This is a genomic window from Apibacter sp. (assembly GCF_025291155.1).
Taxonomy (GTDB): domain Bacteria; phylum Bacteroidota; class Bacteroidia; order Flavobacteriales; family Weeksellaceae; genus Apibacter.
This window is the reverse complement of the sequence record NZ_JAMBJZ010000030.1, coordinates 1-20556: the sequence shown is the minus strand read 5'-3', so window position 1 is coordinate 20556 and position 20556 is coordinate 1. Positions and strand designations below refer to the sequence as shown.

Below are 20556 nucleotides of genomic sequence, written 5' to 3'. Positions count from 1 at the left end.
GGATGTGTTATTAGAGGCGAAACGGCTCACTTTGACTATGTTTGCAAAACGGTTACTGATGGAGTTACTTATTTAAACACTCATATGGATACTCCGGTGGTATTTTGTGTTCTTACGGACGACCATGTACAACAATCTTTAGACCGTAGTGGAGGAAAATTAGGAAATAAAGGCGTTGAGGCCGGAGTTGTGGCGGTGAGAATGGCTGAACTTAATAAGAATAAGTAAAAAAACTTATTCTTATTCCCTATAGGCTTTTATTTCTCTTATTATTTCTTCTGCGCCTAATCTTTTTGCTTTCAAGGCGAGCTTTTTTCCTTTTGTAGAAGATTCGACAATAGGAAATGATTCTTCCAGCAAAACCTTTTTAGTTCCTTCTAAAGATACTATTCCCGCTTTAAAATGTACGAGATTATTTTTAATTTTAGCAAAAGCTCCTATAGGTGCAGTACATCCTCCTTCAATCATATTTAAAAAATCTCTTTCTATATTTACACAAATCTGAGTATAGATATGATTGATCATTTTTAATAATTCTGTTAATTCTTTGTTTTTTTCTAAAGAAGTAATACCTACTACGCCTTGTGCAGGAGCTGGTATAATAAAATCCAGCATTTCGTAATCTAAAGGTAATCCTAATCTTTTTATTCCGGCTAATGAGAAAATAGTTCCATCAAAACCTTCGGAATCCAATTTTGATAAGCGTGTTTGAACATTTCCTCTTATATTACCAAAGGTAACTTCAGGATATTTAGATTTCCAAAAAGCTCTTCTTCTCAAACTTCCGGTACCTAAATATAAATTAGTGTAAGATCCAGCTTTTTGATTTTTCTTCGGATTTCTTACTAAAACATCTGCTTCATAATCTCTTTCTAAAACTGCCGATAAAAGTATGCCTTCCGGTAACAAAGTTGGAACATCCTTAAGGCTATGTACAGCAATATCAATTTGATTATTTAAAAGCGCAACATCCAAATCTCTTGTAAATACTCCTATGATATCCATTTGATATAAAGGTTGAGTGAGATTTTTATCTCCAAGAGAGGTAATGGGAATAATTTCCACTTGAAAGCCCAAATCTTTTATTTTTTTTTGTACTTCTACTGCCTGCCACATGGCTAAAGGGCTGTTTCGTGTTCCAATACGAATAGGGTTCATAAAAATATTTTACATTTTAGATACTTGCAGTTGAAACATCTCCTTAAATAAACTTATGGTGTCATCTGCTTTTTCGGGATTAGTAATAAGATAATTAGCTAGTTTGTTTGTGATTTTTTGCACTAAACGATCAGATAATTCTATTTGTTCTTCAGATATTATTACTTGATCTTTTTTTAATGTTTTAATTTGATGGTCTTTTATTCTCTCCAAATCTGATTTGAATGCAAGGATTATTGGAACATATTTTCTATTTTCCGACCAGATTATAAATTCTTGCATCATTTCGTTAATTATACTTTCTGCTTTCGGAATTTCTTTATTTCTCTTCTCAAAAGTTTCGTTTACTATTTTGGATAAATCATCAATATTTAAAAGTGTCACCTGATCGTGCTCTTTAAGTGATACACAAACATTGGATGGTATGGATAAATCTATAAATGTAATTGGTCTTTTAACATCCAAATTTTTTTCAGTAATTATGGGTTCTGAAGCTCCTGTAGTTACAATTACTATATCTGAATTATTAACTTGTTTAGTTAAATTATTAAAATTATCAACTTTAAGATCAAAAGTATACGCTATTTCTTCTGCTTTTGAAATAGTTCTATTAAGTAAAGTAATATCCGGGTCATTTACGTGTTTTACTAGATTCTCACAGGTATTTTTTCCTATTTTTCCTGTACCTATTATAGTGATCTTTTTGTCTGAAAGTTGAGTAAAATTTTTTAAAATATAATGTACCGCAGCATATGACATGGATGTTGCTCCATTGCTTAATGTTGTTGTATATTTAATTTTTTTTGAGGTTTGAATTCCGGTATTAATTAATCTTTCTAGAAAAGCATTAGTGCTTTTATATTTTTTAAATCTTTTAAACCATGTTTTTATTTGCGATATAATTTCGAAATCACCTATTATTTGACTTTCTAAACCAGAGGAAACTCTTAAAAAATGATTGATTGCGTTTTTTCCTTTATGTACGGTTATATATTTCTTAAACTCGGTTGTAACTACGTTTATCTGTTTACAAAATGCATCCACCACTTTTTCTAAGCATTCTGTTTGTGTATATATTTCTGTTCTGTTACAAGTAGATAACACAAAAATAGTAGTATTTGAAAGGGCATTAATAGTTTTAGTAAATCCTTCTACCATTTCAGGGAAAAAGCTATATCTTCCTCTAGTTTTAATATCTGCCTTTTCATAGCTCAAACTTATTGCAAAAAATTTTTCAATATTTTTAGGCTGAAACTTTTTCATGTCTTTTGTTCCAGCAAATTTATGAGTACATCTATATAGAAAATACCTATATTTATAAAAAAATACCCGTAAAAGTTAATTTTTGTAATTTTAGAAATAGTCTAAATAGTTTTTTAATATGATAAATATCATTATTTTGAAGATTAAATTTGATATATAAAGAAATTATTAATGGATTTAAAAAATACCTTTAAAAGTAGAATAAGAGAAAATAAAATAGGATCTGATATTTATATGGCTCAGATCGATAATTATACTAACTTTACCGATACGATTTCTAAACCTGTTGGGAAAAGGTTTGTACAATTTTATCTTTGCACTAAAGGAAGAGCGACTTTTCATTTTAAAAGTGAATCTTTAAGATTAATAAACGAGGGAAATTCTTTACTTCTATTTCATCCTGAAATTGATATTCCTATTAATATCAGCCTATCAAAAAAATCAAAATTGATAATTTTTGTAATTGCTATTCAGAAACTAGAAGAAATATTTGCTACACATAAAAATAAACTTTCGTTATTTTATCAGGATGGATATACTAAATTGTACCATGAAAAGCCTTTAAGCATACAGGAAAAACTAATTATATCTCAATTGGAGGATTTTAATTTAGATCAAGATTTCGAAAATCATTATTTAACTTTAAAGCTGCATGAATTCTTACTCTATTATTTTTCTTCAAAAAGCTCGGATTCTCCTCATATTTTATCAATAAAAGATGAAAAATTCATCCGTGAGATTTATAAAATAAAAGAAATTTTGTTGGAAAATATCGCATCTCCTCCTACTTTACGAACATTATCGGAAATTTCAAATTTAAGTGAATACAAAATCAAAGAAGGATTTAAAAAAATATATGGAAAATCCATATCTCATTTCATCTTAGATACAAAACTTGAAATCGGTAAAGAAAAATTAAATTTGAGAGTCAAACAAGTGCAAGAGATCGCTTATGATTTAGGATACGAGAATCCTAGTCATTTTATAGAAGCTTTTAAAAAGAAATACGGTATTACACCGAAACAATGGATGATGAAATAATGTTTATTCTTTAAAACAAGATTGATAATAAATTCCTATAGCTAAATTATTAAATACTAATGTAATTTTTTTCTAACTTTTGCAAATAGTACTTATAAATATTTTTGATTTAGATTGTATGAATTTATTATGATTAACGTATTAAATAATTTATATAATTGATTACATTTAACTACAATTATTTGATTGAATGAAACAAAAGGAAAAAGTAGAGTATATTATCACGGAATTAAACCGTCTCTATCCTAATCCTATAGCTCCTTTAGTCTATCAGGATGTGTTTACTTTATTAATTTCGGTCCTACTTTCGGCTCAAACTACAGATAAGAAAGTTAATGAGGTAACTCCTTCACTTTATAAAATTGCTCCTGATGCATTTAAAATGGCGGAACTACCGGAATGGGAAATTAAGGAATATATTAAAGAAATAGGTTTATCTAATACCAAATCCAGAAATATACATAAGTTATCTACAATTTTGGTGGAAAAATATAATGGACAAGTACCCGAAAGTTTTGAGGAATTAGAAGCTTTGCCTGGAGTTGGTCATAAAACTGCTTCCGTTGTTATGAGCCAAGGTTTCGGCCATCCAGCATTTCCTGTTGACACTCACATTCACAGACTTATGAAGCTATGGAAATTATCAAACGGTAAAAATGTTGAACAAACAGAGAAAGATGCTAAACGTTTGTTTCCTAAAGATTCATGGAATCGATTACACATCCAAATTATCTTCTATGGGCGTGAGTATTCACCGGCCAGAGGGTGGAGCTTGGAAAAAGATTTTATAACCAAATATTTATTAGAAAATTAAAAATTTATTTTATATACCACTTAGTAATAATTAAAATATGAAAAACATTGTTCTTATAGCGGGAGCATTTTACGGATTAATTTCTATTATTTTAGGCGCATTAGGTGCCCATGCTTTTAAAAAGATTCTTTCTGTTGATAAATTGTTGAGTTTTGAAACGGGTGTAAAATATCAAATGTATCATGCATTAGCACTTTTACTTCTTGGATTTTCATTATCCTTTACCTCGAATTTGGAAAAGTTTGCAGCTTGTGGAATGATTATAGGTACGTTTCTATTTTCTTTTAGTATTTATTTACTAGCTTTTTCCGAATATTGGAATGTCAACTTACGAATTTTAGGGCCTATAACACCTATGGGAGGTATCTGTATGATTATAGGTTGGGCTTGTTTATTATTTTATTTTATTAAAAGTAATTAAATGTTCTTTCAAAAAAGATTTTACTTTCGCAATCACAAATTCATTAGAAAGCATCAAGTAAAATTTTGAAGAATCATTTTTTAATTCATTTTGGTAAAAATCTTCATAGAGTCTCGGTGAAAAGTCGTGAAGGTGAACGCTTTGGTGTAAATTAGTGTTTTCATAACAAGCAACATCTTTTCTACTAATATAAGGGGGATAGATAGTAAATGTTGGCTTTTGTAAAGCTTTTGTTGCCATAACAAACCTGCTATTATTCCCTATGAATAGAGTACTATTATGCATAAAAGCAGCAAATTCACGTATTGATTTTCCTACCGGTTGTACAAATACTTTTGTATTAGAATTTAATAAAGAGAGAAGCTCATTTACTTGTTTATATTGAGTAGGTAAATAAGTAAACAATAAATCTGCTCTATAATTTGCCCAAATGAAATCAATTAGTTTAGCCATATTACCTATTGTCCAGGTATTATGTATATTAGATCCCAAAACGCCTAACATAATAACCGGTCGTTTAAAAAAGATCCCGGCATTCATCATTTTTTCTTTAGCGTCTTGAATTTCATCCTCAGCAAGAAATATTTTGGCTAATGTGTCAACTGGAACAGGGTTATCTTTCAAAAATTCTTTTAAGATAATTAAACGATCTTCCAATAAGGTACATGTTTGTGTTATCGGCTCATCTACCTTAGATACCGTTTTATCATAGATCTTTGTGAGAAAGGAGTTATAATAGCTATATTTTATCTTTGCTTTTGAAAAAAGAGTTAGTAAAATGCTATTGAAATTTTGTGACATATCAATAAGTATATCATATTTTTCACTTCTTACTAACCTTATGTATTTATATATGAAAAGCAACGAACGTATAGGTTCAGCATCTATAGTTGCTATAATACGATCAATGTTAGGATTTCTTTGAATAACACCCATGCATTTTTTATAACAAAGAAAATCTATCTTAATATCCGGATAGATTTTCTTTAGATTATTAGGAATTACACTGGAGAGTAATACATCTCCAACATTATTATATTGTATTAATAGCGCTTTCACTATATTTAGTATATCTATACAGATACATTGTGCTCTCTAAGAGCATCATTTAATGATGTCTTTTTATCTGTACTTTCTTTTCTTGTCCCTATAATTAATGCACAATTTACATTATATTCTCCAGCAGGAAATTTTTTGGTAATGGATCCTGGAATAACTACTGAACGTGGCGGTACATATCCTCTGTATTCTTTAGGTTCGCTGCCAGAAACATCAATAATTTTGGTTGAAGAAGTCAAGGTTACATTTGCTCCTAATACGGCTTCATCGTCAACATGTACTCCTTCTACTACAATACATCGTGATCCTATAAAACAATTATTTCCAATAATAACGGGGGCTGCTTGTAAGGGTTCTAATACTCCTCCAATTCCGACTCCTCCGCTTAAATGTACATTTTTACCAACTTGTGCACAGCTACCTACTGTTGCCCATGTATCAACCATTGTACCTTCATCTACGTAAGCACCAATATTAACATAGGAAGGCATTAAAATTGCTCCGCTAGAAATGTATGCTCCTTTTCTTGCTACTGCATGAGGCACTACACGAACACCTTTTTCTGCATATCCTGTTTTTAATGGAATTTTATCATGATATTCAAAAATACCTATTTCATAAGTTTCCATTTTCTGAATAGGAAAATATAAAACTACGGCTTTTTTAACCCACTCATTTACTTGCCATTTTCCATCTTCTAAAGGCTGTGCTACTCTTAGTTTACCTGAATCTAACAGTTCGATTACCTCTCGAATTGCTTTTTGATATTCTTTATCCGATAATAATGCACGGTCATCCCAAACTTTTTCAATGGTTTGTTGTAGATCTTTCATATGATTTGTTTATACAACAAATTTAACAATTTTATAGTTGTTTTTACGTATATTTCATTTATATAAACATTTTTTATACTTATGGGAGATATTACAAATTTCTCATTGTAACTTTTGATTTTTTAATCAAAACGCATTCCTATATATTTCAAATATTTATAGGACAAAATTTTGTTTCCTATAGTGATTATTGTATTGTACTGAAAAACTGAGCTTCGAATAATTTACTGTAGTATCCTTTTTTTTGAAGCAATGTATTATGATTTCCTATTTCTACTATTTGACCATGATCTAGCACAATAATCTTATCTGCATTCTGTATGGTAGCCAGACGATGGGCAATAATAATAGAAGTTCGATTTTGTGTAATCTTATCAGTCGCTTTTTGAATTAGTTCTTCCGAATTCGTATCAATGGATGAAGTAGCTTCATCTAACACCAAAATTGATGGATTGTATAAATATGCACGTAAAAAGGAAATAAGCTGTCGTTGTCCCAAAGAAATAGAAGCTCCTCGTTCACTTACTTCATACCCATATCCATTAGGAAGGCTCATTATAAAATCATCAATTTGTATTTCTTTAGCTGCATTTCTTACTTCCTCAAGCGTTATTTCTTTATTACCAAATGTAATATTTTCCAGAATAGTGTCATTAAATAAAAAAACATCTTGTAGCACTACCGCAATGTGAGATCGTAAATTATGTAATTCGTACGATTTAATATCAGTTCCGTCAATATAAATATATCCTCCAGATATATCATAAAACCGGCTTAACAAATTTATAATCGTTGATTTACCTGCTCCAGTAGCACCTACTATAGCTACTTTTTCTCCACTGGAAACTGTAAAAGAAAGATCTTTTAAAACGTTTTCCCCTTTTATATATGAAAATGATACGTGATCAAAAATAATATTTCCTTGAATACTATCTTTTACTACCGTTCCCTTATTTGATATTTCATGATCGGAATCTAATACAGTAAATACTCTTTCAGCTCCTACAATTCCTCGTTGAATGGTATTAAAACGATCTGCAATTTGTCTCATCGGTCTCACAAGCATATTTACATAAGAAGTGGTAAATGCTATGACTACACCGGGTGAGATGTTATGGGATGTTAAAGCATTATGTCCTGCATACCATATCATGACTCCAATGGCAATGCCAGTTATAATATCTACGGCAGGAAAGAATAATGAAAAATAAAAAACCGTTTTAAGATAAGCTTTTTCTAATTTTTGATTAATATGAAAAAATTTGTTATATTCTTTTTTTTGTTGGTTAAAAACTTGGACGATCGTCATTCCTGAAAGTCTTTCCTGCACAAAGCTATTTTGATTGGCTGTTTGATTCCTTTCCTCGGAAAAGGCTTTTTTTATAGCTTTTTGAAATATCCTTGTAATAACAATCATAACCGGAAAAATAAATAATGCGATGGTTGCCAACTCCCAATTTATCCAATACATGGTAACTATAACAAAAATAATACGAAGGATATCTCCTAAAACCATCAGTATTCCATCGGTATATATAGTGGAAATAGTTTCAATATCTGAAACAGATCGAGTAACTAGCACTCCTAATGGAGTTTTATCGAAAAATGAAGATTTAAAATAAATAAGCTTTTTGTACAATTTTATTCGTAAACTTCGAATTACATTTTGAGCTACAAAGTTAGAAGCATAGACTAAAAAGAATTGTAAGACAACTTCCATCAGCATTAACAACAATATAAGCAATAGTGAATGATATAAACCTGAAAAATTTCGGTTTTTAATAATATCAACATCTATTGCATGACTTATTAACACAGGGCGATAAGAGGAAACATATGCCAAAGCCAGTGCTATAAAAATTGTAGAATAAAACCATCCGGGATATTTACTTCCCAACTCCATTAGACGAGAAAGTGCCTGACTTGCTTTTATGTTTTTATTTTTTTTATGTTTCATAATTTATCTCCTTTGGATATATAACTTTCTCTAAAGTGAGACCTTTAGCAGGAGCTGAAGTGGAAGCAAATTTTCTGTTTTTCTTTTCGATGATGTTTCTAAACTCATTCTCTTCTATTTTTCCTCTTCCTATATCCATTAAGGTTCCTACTATCGCTCTAACCATATTTCTTAAAAATCTGTTGGCAGAAATAGTAAAAACTAATTCATCTTCGTATTGTTTCCATTCTGCTTGGTAAATATAGCAATCATTCGTTTTATTATCCGAATGAAGCTTGGAAAAACTGGTAAAGTCTTTATATTCGAGTAATATTTTCGCCGCTCTATTCATTTTATCTACATCAAATTGATAAAAAAGAAATTGGGCATGGTATCGTTGTTTAAAGGGATTTTTTTTAGTAGAAATTCTATATTTATAAACCCTTTCCCTTGCGTCAAAACGAGCATGGGCAGAATCTTTAACACGAAATAGGGCGTGTATGGAAATATCCGAAGGTAAAAAAGAATTTAATTTTCTTACCAACTGATCCGGTAATTCTTCCTCCCAATTGAAATGAGCATACATTTCCGATGCATGCACACCAGTATCGGTTCTTCCTGCTCCAACCGTTTTAATTTCTTTTCTAAGCAATTTGCTTAAGGCTGATTCTAATTTTTCTTGTACTGATATATGTCCGGGTTGTCTTTGATACCCATAATAATGAGTACCATCGTATGAAAATTGTATGAAATAACGCAATTTTATTATAAATTTACTACAAAAATAGTGAGAAAAATATTATTGCTTTCCGATACTCATTCGTATATCGATGATCGAATATTAGAATACGCTTCTCATGCAGATGAGGTTTGGCATGCAGGAGATATTGGAGATATCAAAGTGTCGAATGCTTTGAAAAAGGTTGCTCCTTTATTTAAAGCTGTTTATGGAAATATTGACGGAGTGGAAATACGGAAAGAATTTCCTCTTACTCAGCGTTTTTTTTGTGAAAAAGTAGATGTATGGATGACACACATTGGTGGTTATCCGGGAAAATATGCTCCTACACTACGAGAAGAAATAAAAAAGAATCCCCCTAAGCTCTTTATTTGCGGACACTCGCATATTTTAAAAGTAATGAATGATCAAAAACTTCACTTGCTTCATATGAATCCCGGGGCTGCAGGTATATACGGTTTTCATAAAGTCAGAACTATGCTTCGATTTGAAATAAATTATGAAAATATACAAAACCTGGAGGTTATCGAATTTTCAAGATAAAATTATTTATGATCTTTTGGATAATGAATGTTTAAGACGTTTTTAAATCATATTTACAGCAATCAATAATGAAAAATTATTATTAAAATATTTCATTTTAAGTTAGAATATCAAACTTTTTAAAACATATAATATAAATTTTTTTAATTATAAATTCTATTATACTTATGTAAAATATTTTTTATAATAAATTTATTTTTAAACAAATTAATACTAAATTTTTAAGAATAATTTAATATTAATATTATTTTTCTAAATAGTTATAAATTATCAACATTATATATCTTTAATTAAATTTGCAAAATTTGTTTTACTTTTAGACAAATTTTTAGATTGTGATTGAAAATATTTTATATCATTAATCGTAACATTTTTAATATCAAAATATACTAATGGTAAAAAATTATTCTGCCAAATTCAATTTATGATAAGATCTATTGTTTATTTATCTTTATTAGCTCTTCCCATATTGGGCTATGCTCAATCGAAAGTTGTAATAACTTTTAAAGTTATGGATAAAGAAAAAAATTCCTGCTTAGATGCCGACGCACCTAAAAACTTTATATTTCAATATGAATATAGCTCTGGATATAAAGACATAAAAGGATTAACATCTTTGAAGTGTTATAACAGTTATACAATAACTAAAATATTAGGAAACTTTCGAATTCAAATTTTAGCTCCTGAATACGAATCTCAATATCTGAATTTTAATATTACGCAACAAAGTAAAGATACTCTATATTTAGGAGAAATTTATCTTAAACATATTAATTCTGATATAATTAGTAACGATAAAAATACTTCCAATTCTTCCGGAAAAGAAAAAGAAATTGACGGTATAGTAGTTACCGGAACTCGCAAGAGATTTATAAAATTAGATGCTAATAAGACTACCTATACGATAAAAGATAATGATTTGCTTTCCGGAGGAAGCGCCCAAGAAACGTTAACAAAACTTCCTGGAGTTATTAAAGGATATGGAGGCAATCTTACTGTAAATGGTAAATCAATGTCTATTTATATTGATGATGTACCTACAGGCTTATCGGGAAGTGATTTGGAAAATTTATTACAAAGTTTACCATCAACTGCTATAGAAAAAATTGAAATTATTTCTAATCCCGGTGCCTCTTATGATGCAAAAACAGGAGGAGGAATTATAAACATTGTAACCAATGGTCGAGCGTTGCGAGGAGTAAACGGATCTGTTTCCTTGAATTATCAATTCAATAAAAACAATCGGGTATCTCCTTCTATAAGTTTAAATAGCCGTTTAAAAAACGTTTCCTTACAATTGAATAGTGGATTTAATTATAGAGAAAACGATAAAACTACGTACTATAAAAGAGAATTTACTTCTTTCTCCCCTTCTATCATTTTTAATCAAAAAAATATTGAAAATAGATTTAACCGTTTTTATTATTTTAGACCTTCTTCTAATATTCGACTTAATAAAAATAGTAATTTATTGATTAATTATAATTTGAGCTATACTTCCAATAATAATTATTATACAGGTGAATCTCTAAGTAATAATAACATAGAACCTATTAACCTTTTAAATAACTCAAAATATTCAGAAGATAATACTAATCATGAATTAACTACAAAGTATAAGATTAAGTTGGATACATTAGGAAATTTATTTGATATAACAGCTTCTTATAAGCACTATGATAAAAGCTCAAATAATAATAGTACCCAAAATAATGAAGGTGTTGATAAATACTCTGTAAACGATATAGATTATAAATCTGATTATTTTCAAATTAGCCCTAATTTCGAATTTTCTTTTAATAAATTAGATGTAAAACTGAATACGGGAGGTAAATATTCCCAAACGAAGTATAATAGTAATGGAAAATATAATCTTTTAAATACCTCTTCCTCAATATTTGATAATCCTAATTACAATTCATTTAAAGATTTTACCTACGATGAAAATCAGTATGCTTTATATGGAGAACTGAGTAAAAAATTTAATAAATTGGATCTCAATGCGGGGCTTCGCTATGAAAATCTGGAATTCAAAAATAAAGTGAAGGGAACAGATCAAAACTTGAAATATACTTTTGAAAAATTTTTTCCATCATTCAGTTTACTATACAAATTTAATGCTACATTAGATTTTAATGCTACATATAGAAAAAGTATGTTACCTCCTTCATATTCTAACATGGATCCTAATTTAACCAATTATTATGATGAATTTAATACTTCCGAAGGAAATTTACATCTTAAACCAGATTATTACGATAATTATGAAGTTTCTTTAAGTGCATGGCGTTATCTTAAGATTTCATTCAACTATACATATTCTAAAAATATAAATATGTTGTATTATGAAACAGAAGATAACTCACTGACCGTAAATCAGACCACTCGTACTTTTACCGGTATGAAAAATTATAATGTATGGGTAGGTATTCCAATACCTTTTCAATTAGTTACCAGAGGTAAAAAATTCTTTGAGCAGCCTATGAATATGGATAAAATGAATTTTATTTATTTATATGGGATGTATAACTATTATAAAGTAAGCGATTATCCTTATTTAGATAAAGTAAAACCTATGTGGTTCTATGTAATATATGCTCAATTGATTCTTCCTAAAGATATTAAATTAACAACCTTTTTCTTATCTAGTACAGATAAAGGATATTTTGAAATATATAAGTCTTATAAACCATTTCGATATTCTAACATAGAATTGTCCAGATATTTTGCTGATAAAACTTTTAAAGCATCTTTAGGTGTTCAAAATATATTAGGTCCTACAAAATTTAATTCAGATATTAATAACTTTAATTTAAAAACTAATTATTACAGTAGAGAAAGTGATCAATTGTTTTATATTAAATTATCTTACAGTTTTGATAAGAACCGTAAGATAAAAAAGGTAAATACTATTATTGAAGATGAAAATATCAATTATAATAAATTATTTCCTTCCGCTCCATTAAAATAAATACTCTATTTACATATAATAATAAAGGCTGAAAATATATTTTCAGCCTTTATTATTTTTATATAAAAATGTTATTCTACTTTTCTTATCATTTCTATATGTTCAATATGATCCTCTAAATAAATATTTCCGTCAGTTTTAAATCCAAATTTTTCATAAAAAGGAACTGCATAACATAGAGCTCCGATTCTTATAGTTTGTTCTCCATAAACTGCAAATAATGATTCAATGGATTTTTCCATTAAAATTTTCCCAAGTCCTGTGGAACGCAATTCTTTACAAATAATTACCCTTCCTATAGAAGCTTCATTATATTTAATTTTTTCAGGAAAAATCCTCGAATAGGCAACCAACTTTTTTCCTTTATAAATAAGAAAATGATGTGCTTTATGATCTTTATCATCCAAATCTTGAAAAACACAATTTTGCTCCACTATAAAAACCTCAGTTCTTAATTGTAATAAGTCATACAATTCATATACAGAAAGCTGATCAAATTTTTTAAATATAATGTTATATGAATCCAAACTACTCTTGGGCATCTTTCATAAATTTTTCTACTTTTTCAACCATTTTTTTAGAGCCGCATACAAAAGGAGTTCTTTCATGCAACTCTACCGGATTTAAATCTAATATACGCGTAAATCCATCGCTCGCACTTCCACCGGCTTGCTCAACAAGGAATGCCATAGGATTGCATTCGTATAATAAACGTAATTTTCCTTTCGGTGCTTGTGAATAGGATGGATATAGATATATACCTCCTTTCAATAAATTTCTATGAAAATCTGAAACTAACGAACCGATATATCGGGAAGTATAGGGTCTATTATCTTTTTCTTCTTGACAATATTTTATATAATTTTTTATACCTTGAGGAAATTTAAGATAATTTCCTTCATTAACAGAATATATTTTACCATCCTCAGGAATTTTTATATTAGGGTGAGAAAGATAAAATACCCCTAATGCAGGATCTAAAGTAAATCCATTGACTCCATTACCGGTAGTATATACTAGCATGGTTGAAGAACCATAAACTATGTATCCTGCTGCCACTTGTCTATTCCCAGGTTGTAAAAAATCTTCCAAAGTAACGGGTCCGTCTTCTGATATCCTTCTGTAAATTGAAAAAATAGTACCCACATTTACGTTTACATCTATATTTGAAGATCCGTCTAAAGGATCAATCAAAACTACATATTTACTATTATTTAAGTTATTTTCTAAATTTATACTTATAAAATCTTCATTTTCTTCGGAGGCAATTCCGCAAACTACTTCACGATTTTTTAAAGCTCCAATAAATACATCATTAGCAAATACGTCTAATTTTTGCTGTTCCTCTCCTTGTATATTCTGATTTCCAATAGCCCCTATAATATCAACGAGCCCAGCTTTATTAACTTGTTGATTAACAACTTTACTAGCTAACCTTATGGCTCCTAAAAGACGTGATAACTCTCCTGAAGAATATTTAAAATCTGCTTGTTTATCAATTATAAATTCGCCTAAAGTCTGTGAGCTCATCGATTTCATGTTTTATAAATTTAGTTTTTGAATGTTCCAAATATATTGATTTTTGTATGTACTTTATAAGTAATATATAGATTTGTCATATATTTGTTGACGATCTTTTAATATTTAAAATACTATTTTACTGTTTACCAATACTATATAATTTTTTAGTCGATAAATAGGTAAATCTCCAAGTTGCAAAAAAGGTATTCTTGCTATAAAAATTTTGGAAAAATATGCTTTTTAAATATTGAAAATATAGATGACTATCATTTATGAAAGTTTATAAATTTGGAGGTGCTTCTATACAAAATGTAGAAAATGTACGAAATGTTATAAAAGCTTTTATCCAAACCAGATATAGTTCAACTATTTTAGTTGTTTTTGCAATGGAAAAAACTATCAACTCTTTAGAAAATGTAGTGACTGAATACTTTCAAAATGATAATTATTTACAAATTGTAGATAGGATTGAAGAAGAGTATCTTGATATTATAGAAAATCTTTTTTTAATTCTGCAGATGTTATTAATGATATTAAAAATATTTTTATAAATATATGTTCTTTGTTATATGAATAATACATCCTATAATTTTAATTTTATGTACGATCAGATCGTAAGCTCTGGAGAAATTACTTTTTCCAAAATTTCCAGTGCATATTTAAATTCTTATGGTACCATAAATACCTGGATAGATATAAGCAATTTTATAAAAACAGATTCTAATTATAGAGAAGGTAATGTTGATTGGGAATATAAGAAAAAACAATTTGAAAATTTTGATATATCTAAAACCTACGTTACTCTAGAATTTATAACATCAAACTCAAATAATTTAACGGTAACCCTTGGTAGAGAAGGAACTGATTATTCTACTGCTATTATTACTTATTACCTAAAATCTGAAGAAGTAACAGTTTGGAAAGATGTTACCGGAATAATGACCGGAGATCCTGTTTATTTTAATCAGCCCAAACTTATAGAATCTCTTTCTTATGAATATGTTATGAAAATGAAGTTGTATGGTGCATCTGTAATTCATCCTAAAACTATTCTTATTCTACAAAAAAATGAGATTCCTTTAACTATACGTTCCTTTTTATATTCTGTAAAACAAGGAACTACTATTAAAAATTGGATAAAAGTAGATTTGTATGTTTCTTGTATCATACAAAAATTAAATGTACATTTGCTAACCATTTCTTCCCTTGCTTTTTCATACAAGCTGGAAGATAATCTTTATGTAATTTTTAAACAACTTTCTGAACTGTATGTTAGAATAAGCATCATCAAAATTTCTGCTTTTTCAGTTTCACTAGTTTTTGAAAATAAATTTAATTCAATTAATATTTTACTGAATACTCTTACAGAATCTTTTAATGTGACGTTAAAAGATAACGTATGTTTACATACTATAACAAATAGTACAGCCGAAATAAGAAATAATTTTAGAAAAGGAAAAACAATTTTATTATAAAAATTGGTAAAAAACTTACCAAGCAATTGTAAAAGAATAACAATATGAGCTTAATTACCTTAGAGGATATACAAAATGCCTTAAACTTAAAAAAATATGGTTTTTTAGGTAAAAGCATAGCATGGACCATTATGAAAGTTTTAAAACTTGGTCATATTAATAAATTTTGTACAGAAAATAAAGATCTTCCTACCTATGAATTTCTAATAGAAGTTTTAAAACACCTTAAAATAAACTACGAAATTCATGAAGAAGATCTAAAAAGAATTCCTGAAAAAGGGCCTTTTATAATTGTTTCTAATCATCCTTTAGGAGGTTTGGATGGGATTATACTAATGAAAATAGTTTCAGAAATTCGCCCGGATTTTAAAATAATGACTAATTTTTTACTAAAAAAAATTGAACCTTTAAAAAATGTAAGTATACCTGTTAATCCTTTTGAAACTAGAAAAGATACCTTTGATAGTAAAATAGGTTTCATTGAAACTTTACGCGTTTTAAAAGATAATCATTGTATTATCGTTTTCCCTGCGGGAGAAGTTTCTCATTATTATCCAAAGACTAAAAAATACGAAGACAGAGAATGGGTGGAAAGTGCTTTAAAACTCATTAAAAAAGCCAGAGTTCCGGTAATTCCGGTCTATTTTCATGCTAAAAATAGTAAGTTATTTTACAGAATATCTAATATTCACCCCGATTTACAAACTGCAATGTTACCAAGGGAATTGGTTAAAAGAAGAAAAAGTCCTATTAAAATACGCATAGGAAAACCTATCTCTGTAAAACAGCAAGATGAATTTCCGGATATTAAATCCTATGGTAATTTCTTAAGAAATAAGGTGTATATGCTTAAGTCATTTTATACTACTGCTAAGGATCCTTTTAAAAACATAAAGTTTCTTTCAGTATCAGCCATGACTAAATCGGCTAATTCCAATGAAGTAAAACCTATTATTAAAGAAACTCCTAAAGAATTAATTATAAAAGAATTGGAACTTTTAAAAGAGATAGATTGTGAACTTTTTTCAACTTCCCAATATGAAATATATTTCGCTAAACCCGAAAAAATACCTAATATTTTAAAAGAAATCGGCCGATTGAGAGAAATTTCTTTTAGAGAAGTGGGAGAGGGGACCAATGAACCTTTTGATCTGGACGAGTTCGACCAGATTTATCATCATATGTTTTTATGGGATAATGAAAATAAGGTTATTGCTGGAGCATATCGTATGGGAATGGGTAAAGAAATTTATGAAAAATACGGAATTAAAGGATTTTATACTGCTTCTCTTTTTGAATATGATTCGGAAGTACATCCTTTTTTCAAGAAAATCATTGAGATGGGTAGAGCATTTATTTCTACTGAATACCAAAAGAAACCTATGCCACTATTATTATTATGGAGAGGTATTGTACACGTTTGTTTAAGGAATTCTCATTATAAATATTTAGTAGGAGGAGTTAGTATTAGTAATCAATTCTCAAACTTTTCAAAATCTATAATGGTTGAATTTATGCGTTCTCATTATTTTGATTCTTATGTGGCTCAGTATGTTCATTCTAAAAATGAATTTAAAGTTCATTTAAAATCTAATGAAAAGGACTTATTCTTTGATGCTGCTGATAACGATCTAAATAAGTTTGATAAGCTAATTGATGAATTAGAGCCTGATCTAAGACTTCCCGTATTGATAAAAAAATATTTAAAACAAAATGCGCGCGTTATTGCTTTTAATGTGGATCCTAAATTTAATGATGCTATCGACGGTCTCATGTACATTAGAATAAGTGATATACCGGATAGTACTATTAATCCTGTTTTAGAAGAATTATACGCTATGGATAAAAAAAATCATAAAGAATACTAATAAAATTTTAATTATTCAATAATAGAATAAAAATATTATATTTAATACTTTATATAAAAAGTATATAATTATACTATAATTAAAAATTTAACACTTGTTTTAAATGATCTATTGTCATTATAGTTCAACTTATTTAAAAATTTAATCTAATATTTTTAAGGTAAATAAATAATATTTACCTTTTTTTATTTTATGAGTAAAATTTTCCTATATCTAAATATATTTCTCCTATTACATATATATTTTTAATTTTATGAGTGTAAGCTTTTACTATATACTTTTATTGCTTATAAAGTAATAATATATTATCACCATTGTATTGAAATTTAATATATTATAAATTTCAAGAGTACTTATGTTTTTAATCATTAAAACTATTATAGTTAATAAAATTAACTGAAACAATAATATTTATACATTGTAAAATAAATAAATCTCATAAGCTTGTTAATAACTTGTATAGTATTAAATTACAATAATTTAAAATCTATAAACAACTTTTAAATTAAATATTTTTTGCATTAATAACTTATTATTAATTGTCTTAGTAAATGTATTCACTATCAATATTTTACAAGATAATAATTTTATAAAATACTCATTTTAAAGTACATAAAAACTTGTTAATAACTTGATTTTTTTTCAATAAATCAAATTTTTATAAAATACAGTAAATCAAATGCTTTATTAATTTATTTTTATATAAAATATATTTTAACTATCAAATTATCAAACCATTACAATAATATTAACATTTGAATATAAGTAATTGTTAACATTTTTAAACAAAAAAATTTGTTTTAACATTCTTAATCTTCCATTAAAAACTTTTGACTTTTTTCCAAATTTTCTATTAAATTTTTACTTGTGAATTCTACCTACTTTTTTATTACTTTAATAACAACTACTTTTTAAACAATAGAGTTATTAATAACTTTCCTAAATTTGTTAATAACTCATATATATAATTGATAATTATTTATTTATTATTAATCAAATATGTTGATAATAGGGTTAAATTGTATTAATAAAAAATAATTTTAAAGTTATCAACATATTAACAGGACTATTATTACTATTACTTGATATTTTATTTAATTTAAAAAAAAGATATATATAAATAATAATTAAATGTGGAAAATTTCAGGTAGCAAAATTTCTGTTTTAGTTTTTATGACGGTATATTTGTAAGAAAATAAGTAAAATTATGAAGACAGTTAATGATTTCAATTTTAATGGAAAAAAAGCATTAATTAGAGTTGATTTTAATGTTCCTCAAGATGAAAATCTTAAAGTTACTGATAATACGCGAATTGTTTCTGCTAAACCAACTATAGATAAAATATTGAAAGACGGTGGTTCTGCTATCTTAATGACTCATCTTGGCAGACCAAAAGGACAAGTTACAGATAAATTTTCATTAAAACATATTGTTGATGAAGTATCTAAAGTATTAGGTGTTTCTGTAAAATTTGTAGATGAATGTGTAGGTCCGAAAGCCGAAAAAGCAGCAGCTGATTTAAAGCCTGGTGAAGTTTTATTATTAGAAAATTTACGTTTTCACAATGAAGAAGAAAAAGGAGATGAAGAGTTTGCTAAACAATTAGCAAAACTTGGTGATATTTATGTAAATGATGCTTTCGGAACAGCCCATAGAGCACATGCTTCGACTGCGATAATAGCAAAATTTTTTCCATCCAATAAGTGTTTTGGACTTTTAATGGCAAAAGAGTTAGATGCCATTCAAAAAGTGTTAAAAACTGGTGAAAAACCTATAACTGCGATATTAGGAGGATCTAAAGTTTCTTCTAAAATAACAATTATTGAAAACATACTTCCTGTGGTTGATAATTTAATTATTGGAGGTGGAATGACTTATACATTTGTTAAAGCTCAAGGTGGTAAAATTGGAAAGTCTATATGTGAAGATGATAAACAAGATTTAGCTTTAGATATTCTAAAAAAAGCTAAGGAACAAGGAGTAAAAGTGTATCTTCCTGAAGATTCAGTAGTTGCGAATGATTTTTCTAATGATGCTGATATTCAGATAGTTGATACAAAATCTATTCCAGATGGGTGGGAAGGTCTGGATGTTGGACCTAAAACTGTTAAAACTTTTTCTGAAGTAATTAAAACTTCCAAAACCATTTTATGGAATGGTCCTTTAGGTGTGTTTGAAATGCCTAATTTTGCTAAAGGTACTAAATCTATCGGAGATGCTATTGGTGAAGCTACCAAAAATGGTGCTTTTTCTTTAGTTGGTGGTGGTGATAGCGTTGCTTTTGTAAAGCAAAATAATTATACAGATAAAGTAAGTTATGTTTCAACTGGTGGAGGTGCTATGCTTGAGTCTCTTGAGGGAAAAGAACTTCCTGGTGTTGCCGCTGTTTTAAAAGATTAATATATTTAAAATAAAAAAGGGATAATTATTTAATTATTAACTATCCCTTTTTTATTTTAAAATAATGAAAAATTTTATTAAGATTAATAATCCTGAATATTTTTTATTATTATTTTTTGGATTTATATATTATATTTTTGTATTATATGATAATATGATAATCATATAAGTTTGAATTTTAATTATCAATACTATTTATATGATTATAATTTTGGTTTTATAAAACGTGGTTTAATAGGTTCAATTTGTAGTTTATTATTTTCAAAAGTTAGTGAATCTACTTTTGTAGCAATTGCTACAATTATTTTAATCATATTATTGGTATCGTTAAAATTATAGATTCTATCAATTTTAAAAATAAATTTTATGGTTATTTTTTGGTATCTTTACTAGTTATTTGTCCTGCTCTTCTTAAAAATTTATGGTATGATTTGGGAAGATTAGATATTTTTGGAATTTTATACTGTTTATTTTTTTGTATCCACTTAAAAATTTATTTTTAAATATATTTCT

Annotated in this window: 18 protein-coding genes; 10 read left to right on the top strand and 8 right to left on the bottom strand. The window is 27.9% G+C overall.

The features are described from left to right. On the top strand, window positions 1-228 hold a 228-nt coding region (locus M3Z80_RS04595; RefSeq protein ID WP_293918006.1), incomplete at its 5' end, for a 6,7-dimethyl-8-ribityllumazine synthase. A gap of 12 nt (window positions 229-240) precedes the next feature. On the opposite strand, the gene hemC is transcribed toward M3Z80_RS04595, so the two are convergent. Together hemC and hemA are read right to left on the bottom strand one after the other, a co-directional pair. Continuing rightward, entirely contained in the window at window positions 241-1158 is a 918-nt protein-coding gene (gene hemC / locus M3Z80_RS04590; protein ID WP_293918004.1) for a hydroxymethylbilane synthase, read from the bottom strand. Window positions 1159-1167: 9 nt separating this feature from the next. Next, a complete protein-coding gene (hemA, locus tag M3Z80_RS04585) occupies window positions 1168-2421 on the bottom strand; it encodes a glutamyl-tRNA reductase (protein ID WP_293918002.1) in 1254 nt (417 codons plus the stop codon). Window positions 2422-2592: 171 nt separating this feature from the next. Here hemA and M3Z80_RS04580 point away from each other — a divergent pair, with 171 nt between their 5' ends. The 3 genes from M3Z80_RS04580 (at window position 2593) to M3Z80_RS04570 (ending at window position 4697) form a co-directional block, all read left to right on the top strand. Next, the gene (locus M3Z80_RS04580) at window positions 2593-3462 is read left to right on the top strand and encodes a helix-turn-helix domain-containing protein (RefSeq protein ID WP_293918000.1); all 870 of its coding nucleotides are present in this window, start codon (window positions 2593-2595) and stop codon (window positions 3460-3462) included. A 190-nt stretch (window positions 3463-3652) separates the two neighbouring features. After that, a complete protein-coding gene (gene nth, locus M3Z80_RS04575; protein WP_293917998.1) occupies window positions 3653-4276 on the top strand; it encodes an endonuclease III in 624 nt (207 codons plus the stop codon). Window positions 4277-4313: 37 nt separating this feature from the next. Further along, window positions 4314-4697, top strand: a complete 384-nt coding sequence (locus tag M3Z80_RS04570; RefSeq protein ID WP_293917996.1) for a DUF423 domain-containing protein — start codon at window positions 4314-4316, stop codon at window positions 4695-4697. Here the strand turns inward: M3Z80_RS04570 and M3Z80_RS04565 are convergent. The 4 genes from M3Z80_RS04565 to truA form a co-directional block, all read right to left on the bottom strand. Next, window positions 4671-5756, bottom strand: coding sequence for a glycosyltransferase family 9 protein (locus M3Z80_RS04565; RefSeq protein ID WP_293917994.1), 1086 nt, complete (start codon window positions 5754-5756; stop codon window positions 4671-4673). The two genes, M3Z80_RS04570 and M3Z80_RS04565, sit on opposite strands and share 27 nt — an antisense overlap. Window positions 5757-5770: 14 nt before the next feature. After that, window positions 5771-6589: a 2,3,4,5-tetrahydropyridine-2,6-dicarboxylate N-succinyltransferase gene (locus M3Z80_RS04560; protein WP_293917992.1), complete on the bottom strand. Its 819-nt coding sequence runs from the start codon at window positions 6587-6589 to the stop codon at window positions 5771-5773. 187 nt (window positions 6590-6776) lie between these two features. Next, the gene (locus M3Z80_RS04555) at window positions 6777-8546 is read right to left on the bottom strand and encodes an ABC transporter ATP-binding protein (protein ID WP_293917990.1); all 1770 of its coding nucleotides are present in this window, start codon (window positions 8544-8546) and stop codon (window positions 6777-6779) included. Beyond that, window positions 8536-9285 carry a tRNA pseudouridine(38-40) synthase TruA gene (gene truA, locus M3Z80_RS04550; protein WP_293917988.1) on the bottom strand — a complete coding sequence of 250 codons (750 nt, stop codon included), beginning with the start codon at window positions 9283-9285 and terminating at the stop codon, window positions 8536-8538. The genes M3Z80_RS04555 and truA overlap by 11 nt, the downstream gene beginning before the upstream one ends. Before the next feature lie 27 nt (window positions 9286-9312). Here truA and M3Z80_RS04545 point away from each other — a divergent pair, with 27 nt between their 5' ends. Both M3Z80_RS04545 and M3Z80_RS04540 read left to right on the top strand, forming a co-directional pair. Further along, entirely contained in the window at window positions 9313-9807 is a 495-nt protein-coding gene (locus M3Z80_RS04545) for a metallophosphoesterase family protein (protein WP_293917986.1), read from the top strand. Between the two features lie 424 nt (window positions 9808-10231). Then, the gene (locus tag M3Z80_RS04540; protein WP_293917984.1) at window positions 10232-12778 is read left to right on the top strand and encodes a TonB-dependent receptor domain-containing protein; all 2547 of its coding nucleotides are present in this window, start codon (window positions 10232-10234) and stop codon (window positions 12776-12778) included. Between the two features lie 71 nt (window positions 12779-12849). Here M3Z80_RS04540 and M3Z80_RS04535 read toward each other — a convergent pair whose 3' ends face one another. Together M3Z80_RS04535 and fbp are read right to left on the bottom strand one after the other, a co-directional pair. After that, entirely contained in the window at window positions 12850-13320 is a 471-nt protein-coding gene (locus M3Z80_RS04535) for a GNAT family N-acetyltransferase (RefSeq protein ID WP_293917982.1), read from the bottom strand. Beyond that, the gene (gene fbp, locus M3Z80_RS04530) at window positions 13307-14317 is read right to left on the bottom strand and encodes a class 1 fructose-bisphosphatase (protein WP_293917980.1); all 1011 of its coding nucleotides are present in this window, start codon (window positions 14315-14317) and stop codon (window positions 13307-13309) included. The genes M3Z80_RS04535 and fbp overlap by 14 nt, the downstream gene beginning before the upstream one ends. Before the next feature lie 254 nt (window positions 14318-14571). On the opposite strand from fbp, the gene M3Z80_RS04525 reads away from it, so the two are divergent. From M3Z80_RS04525 to M3Z80_RS04510, 4 genes are all read left to right on the top strand, one after another. Continuing rightward, window positions 14572-14850 carry an amino acid kinase family protein gene (locus M3Z80_RS04525; protein WP_293917978.1) on the top strand — a complete coding sequence of 93 codons (279 nt, stop codon included), beginning with the start codon at window positions 14572-14574 and terminating at the stop codon, window positions 14848-14850. A gap of 48 nt (window positions 14851-14898) precedes the next feature. Continuing rightward, window positions 14899-15774 (top strand): amino acid kinase family protein, encoded by an 876-nt coding sequence (locus tag M3Z80_RS04520; RefSeq protein WP_293917976.1) that lies wholly within the window; start codon window positions 14899-14901, stop codon window positions 15772-15774. 44 nt (window positions 15775-15818) lie between these two features. Next, window positions 15819-17642, top strand: coding sequence for a lysophospholipid acyltransferase family protein (locus M3Z80_RS04515; RefSeq protein ID WP_293917974.1), 1824 nt, complete (start codon window positions 15819-15821; stop codon window positions 17640-17642). Window positions 17643-18849: 1207 nt separating this feature from the next. Beyond that, window positions 18850-20043, top strand: coding sequence for a phosphoglycerate kinase (locus tag M3Z80_RS04510; RefSeq protein ID WP_293917972.1), 1194 nt, complete (start codon window positions 18850-18852; stop codon window positions 20041-20043). Window positions 20044-20556: the final 513 nt, after the last annotated feature.

What these genes read in the sequence shown, in the direction of transcription:
- M3Z80_RS04510 (WP_293917972.1), top strand. Translation starts at nt 18,850, where the DNA reads ATGAAGACAGTTAATGATTTCAATTTTAATGGAAAAAAAGCATTAATT.
- M3Z80_RS04560 (WP_293917992.1), bottom strand. Translation starts at nt 6,589, where the DNA reads ATGAAAGATCTACAACAAACCATTGAAAAAGTTTGGGATGACCGTGCA.
- M3Z80_RS04570 (WP_293917996.1), top strand. Translation starts at nt 4,314, where the DNA reads ATGAAAAACATTGTTCTTATAGCGGGAGCATTTTACGGATTAATTTCT.
- M3Z80_RS04555 (WP_293917990.1), bottom strand. Translation starts at nt 8,546, where the DNA reads ATGAAACATAAAAAAAATAAAAACATAAAAGCAAGTCAGGCACTTTCT.
- M3Z80_RS04525 (WP_293917978.1), top strand. Translation starts at nt 14,572, where the DNA reads ATGAAAGTTTATAAATTTGGAGGTGCTTCTATACAAAATGTAGAAAAT.
- M3Z80_RS04535 (WP_293917982.1), bottom strand. Translation starts at nt 13,320, where the DNA reads ATGCCCAAGAGTAGTTTGGATTCATATAACATTATATTTAAAAAATTT.
- M3Z80_RS04540 (WP_293917984.1), top strand. Translation starts at nt 10,232, where the DNA reads ATGATAAGATCTATTGTTTATTTATCTTTATTAGCTCTTCCCATATTG.
- nth (WP_293917998.1), top strand. Translation starts at nt 3,653, where the DNA reads ATGAAACAAAAGGAAAAAGTAGAGTATATTATCACGGAATTAAACCGT.
- fbp (WP_293917980.1), bottom strand. Translation starts at nt 14,317, where the DNA reads ATGAAATCGATGAGCTCACAGACTTTAGGCGAATTTATAATTGATAAA.
- M3Z80_RS04580 (WP_293918000.1), top strand. Translation starts at nt 2,593, where the DNA reads ATGGATTTAAAAAATACCTTTAAAAGTAGAATAAGAGAAAATAAAATA.
- hemA (WP_293918002.1), bottom strand. Translation starts at nt 2,421, where the DNA reads ATGAAAAAGTTTCAGCCTAAAAATATTGAAAAATTTTTTGCAATAAGT.
- M3Z80_RS04515 (WP_293917974.1), top strand. Translation starts at nt 15,819, where the DNA reads ATGAGCTTAATTACCTTAGAGGATATACAAAATGCCTTAAACTTAAAA.
- hemC (WP_293918004.1), bottom strand. Translation starts at nt 1,158, where the DNA reads ATGAACCCTATTCGTATTGGAACACGAAACAGCCCTTTAGCCATGTGG.
- M3Z80_RS04520 (WP_293917976.1), top strand. Translation starts at nt 14,899, where the DNA reads ATGTACGATCAGATCGTAAGCTCTGGAGAAATTACTTTTTCCAAAATT.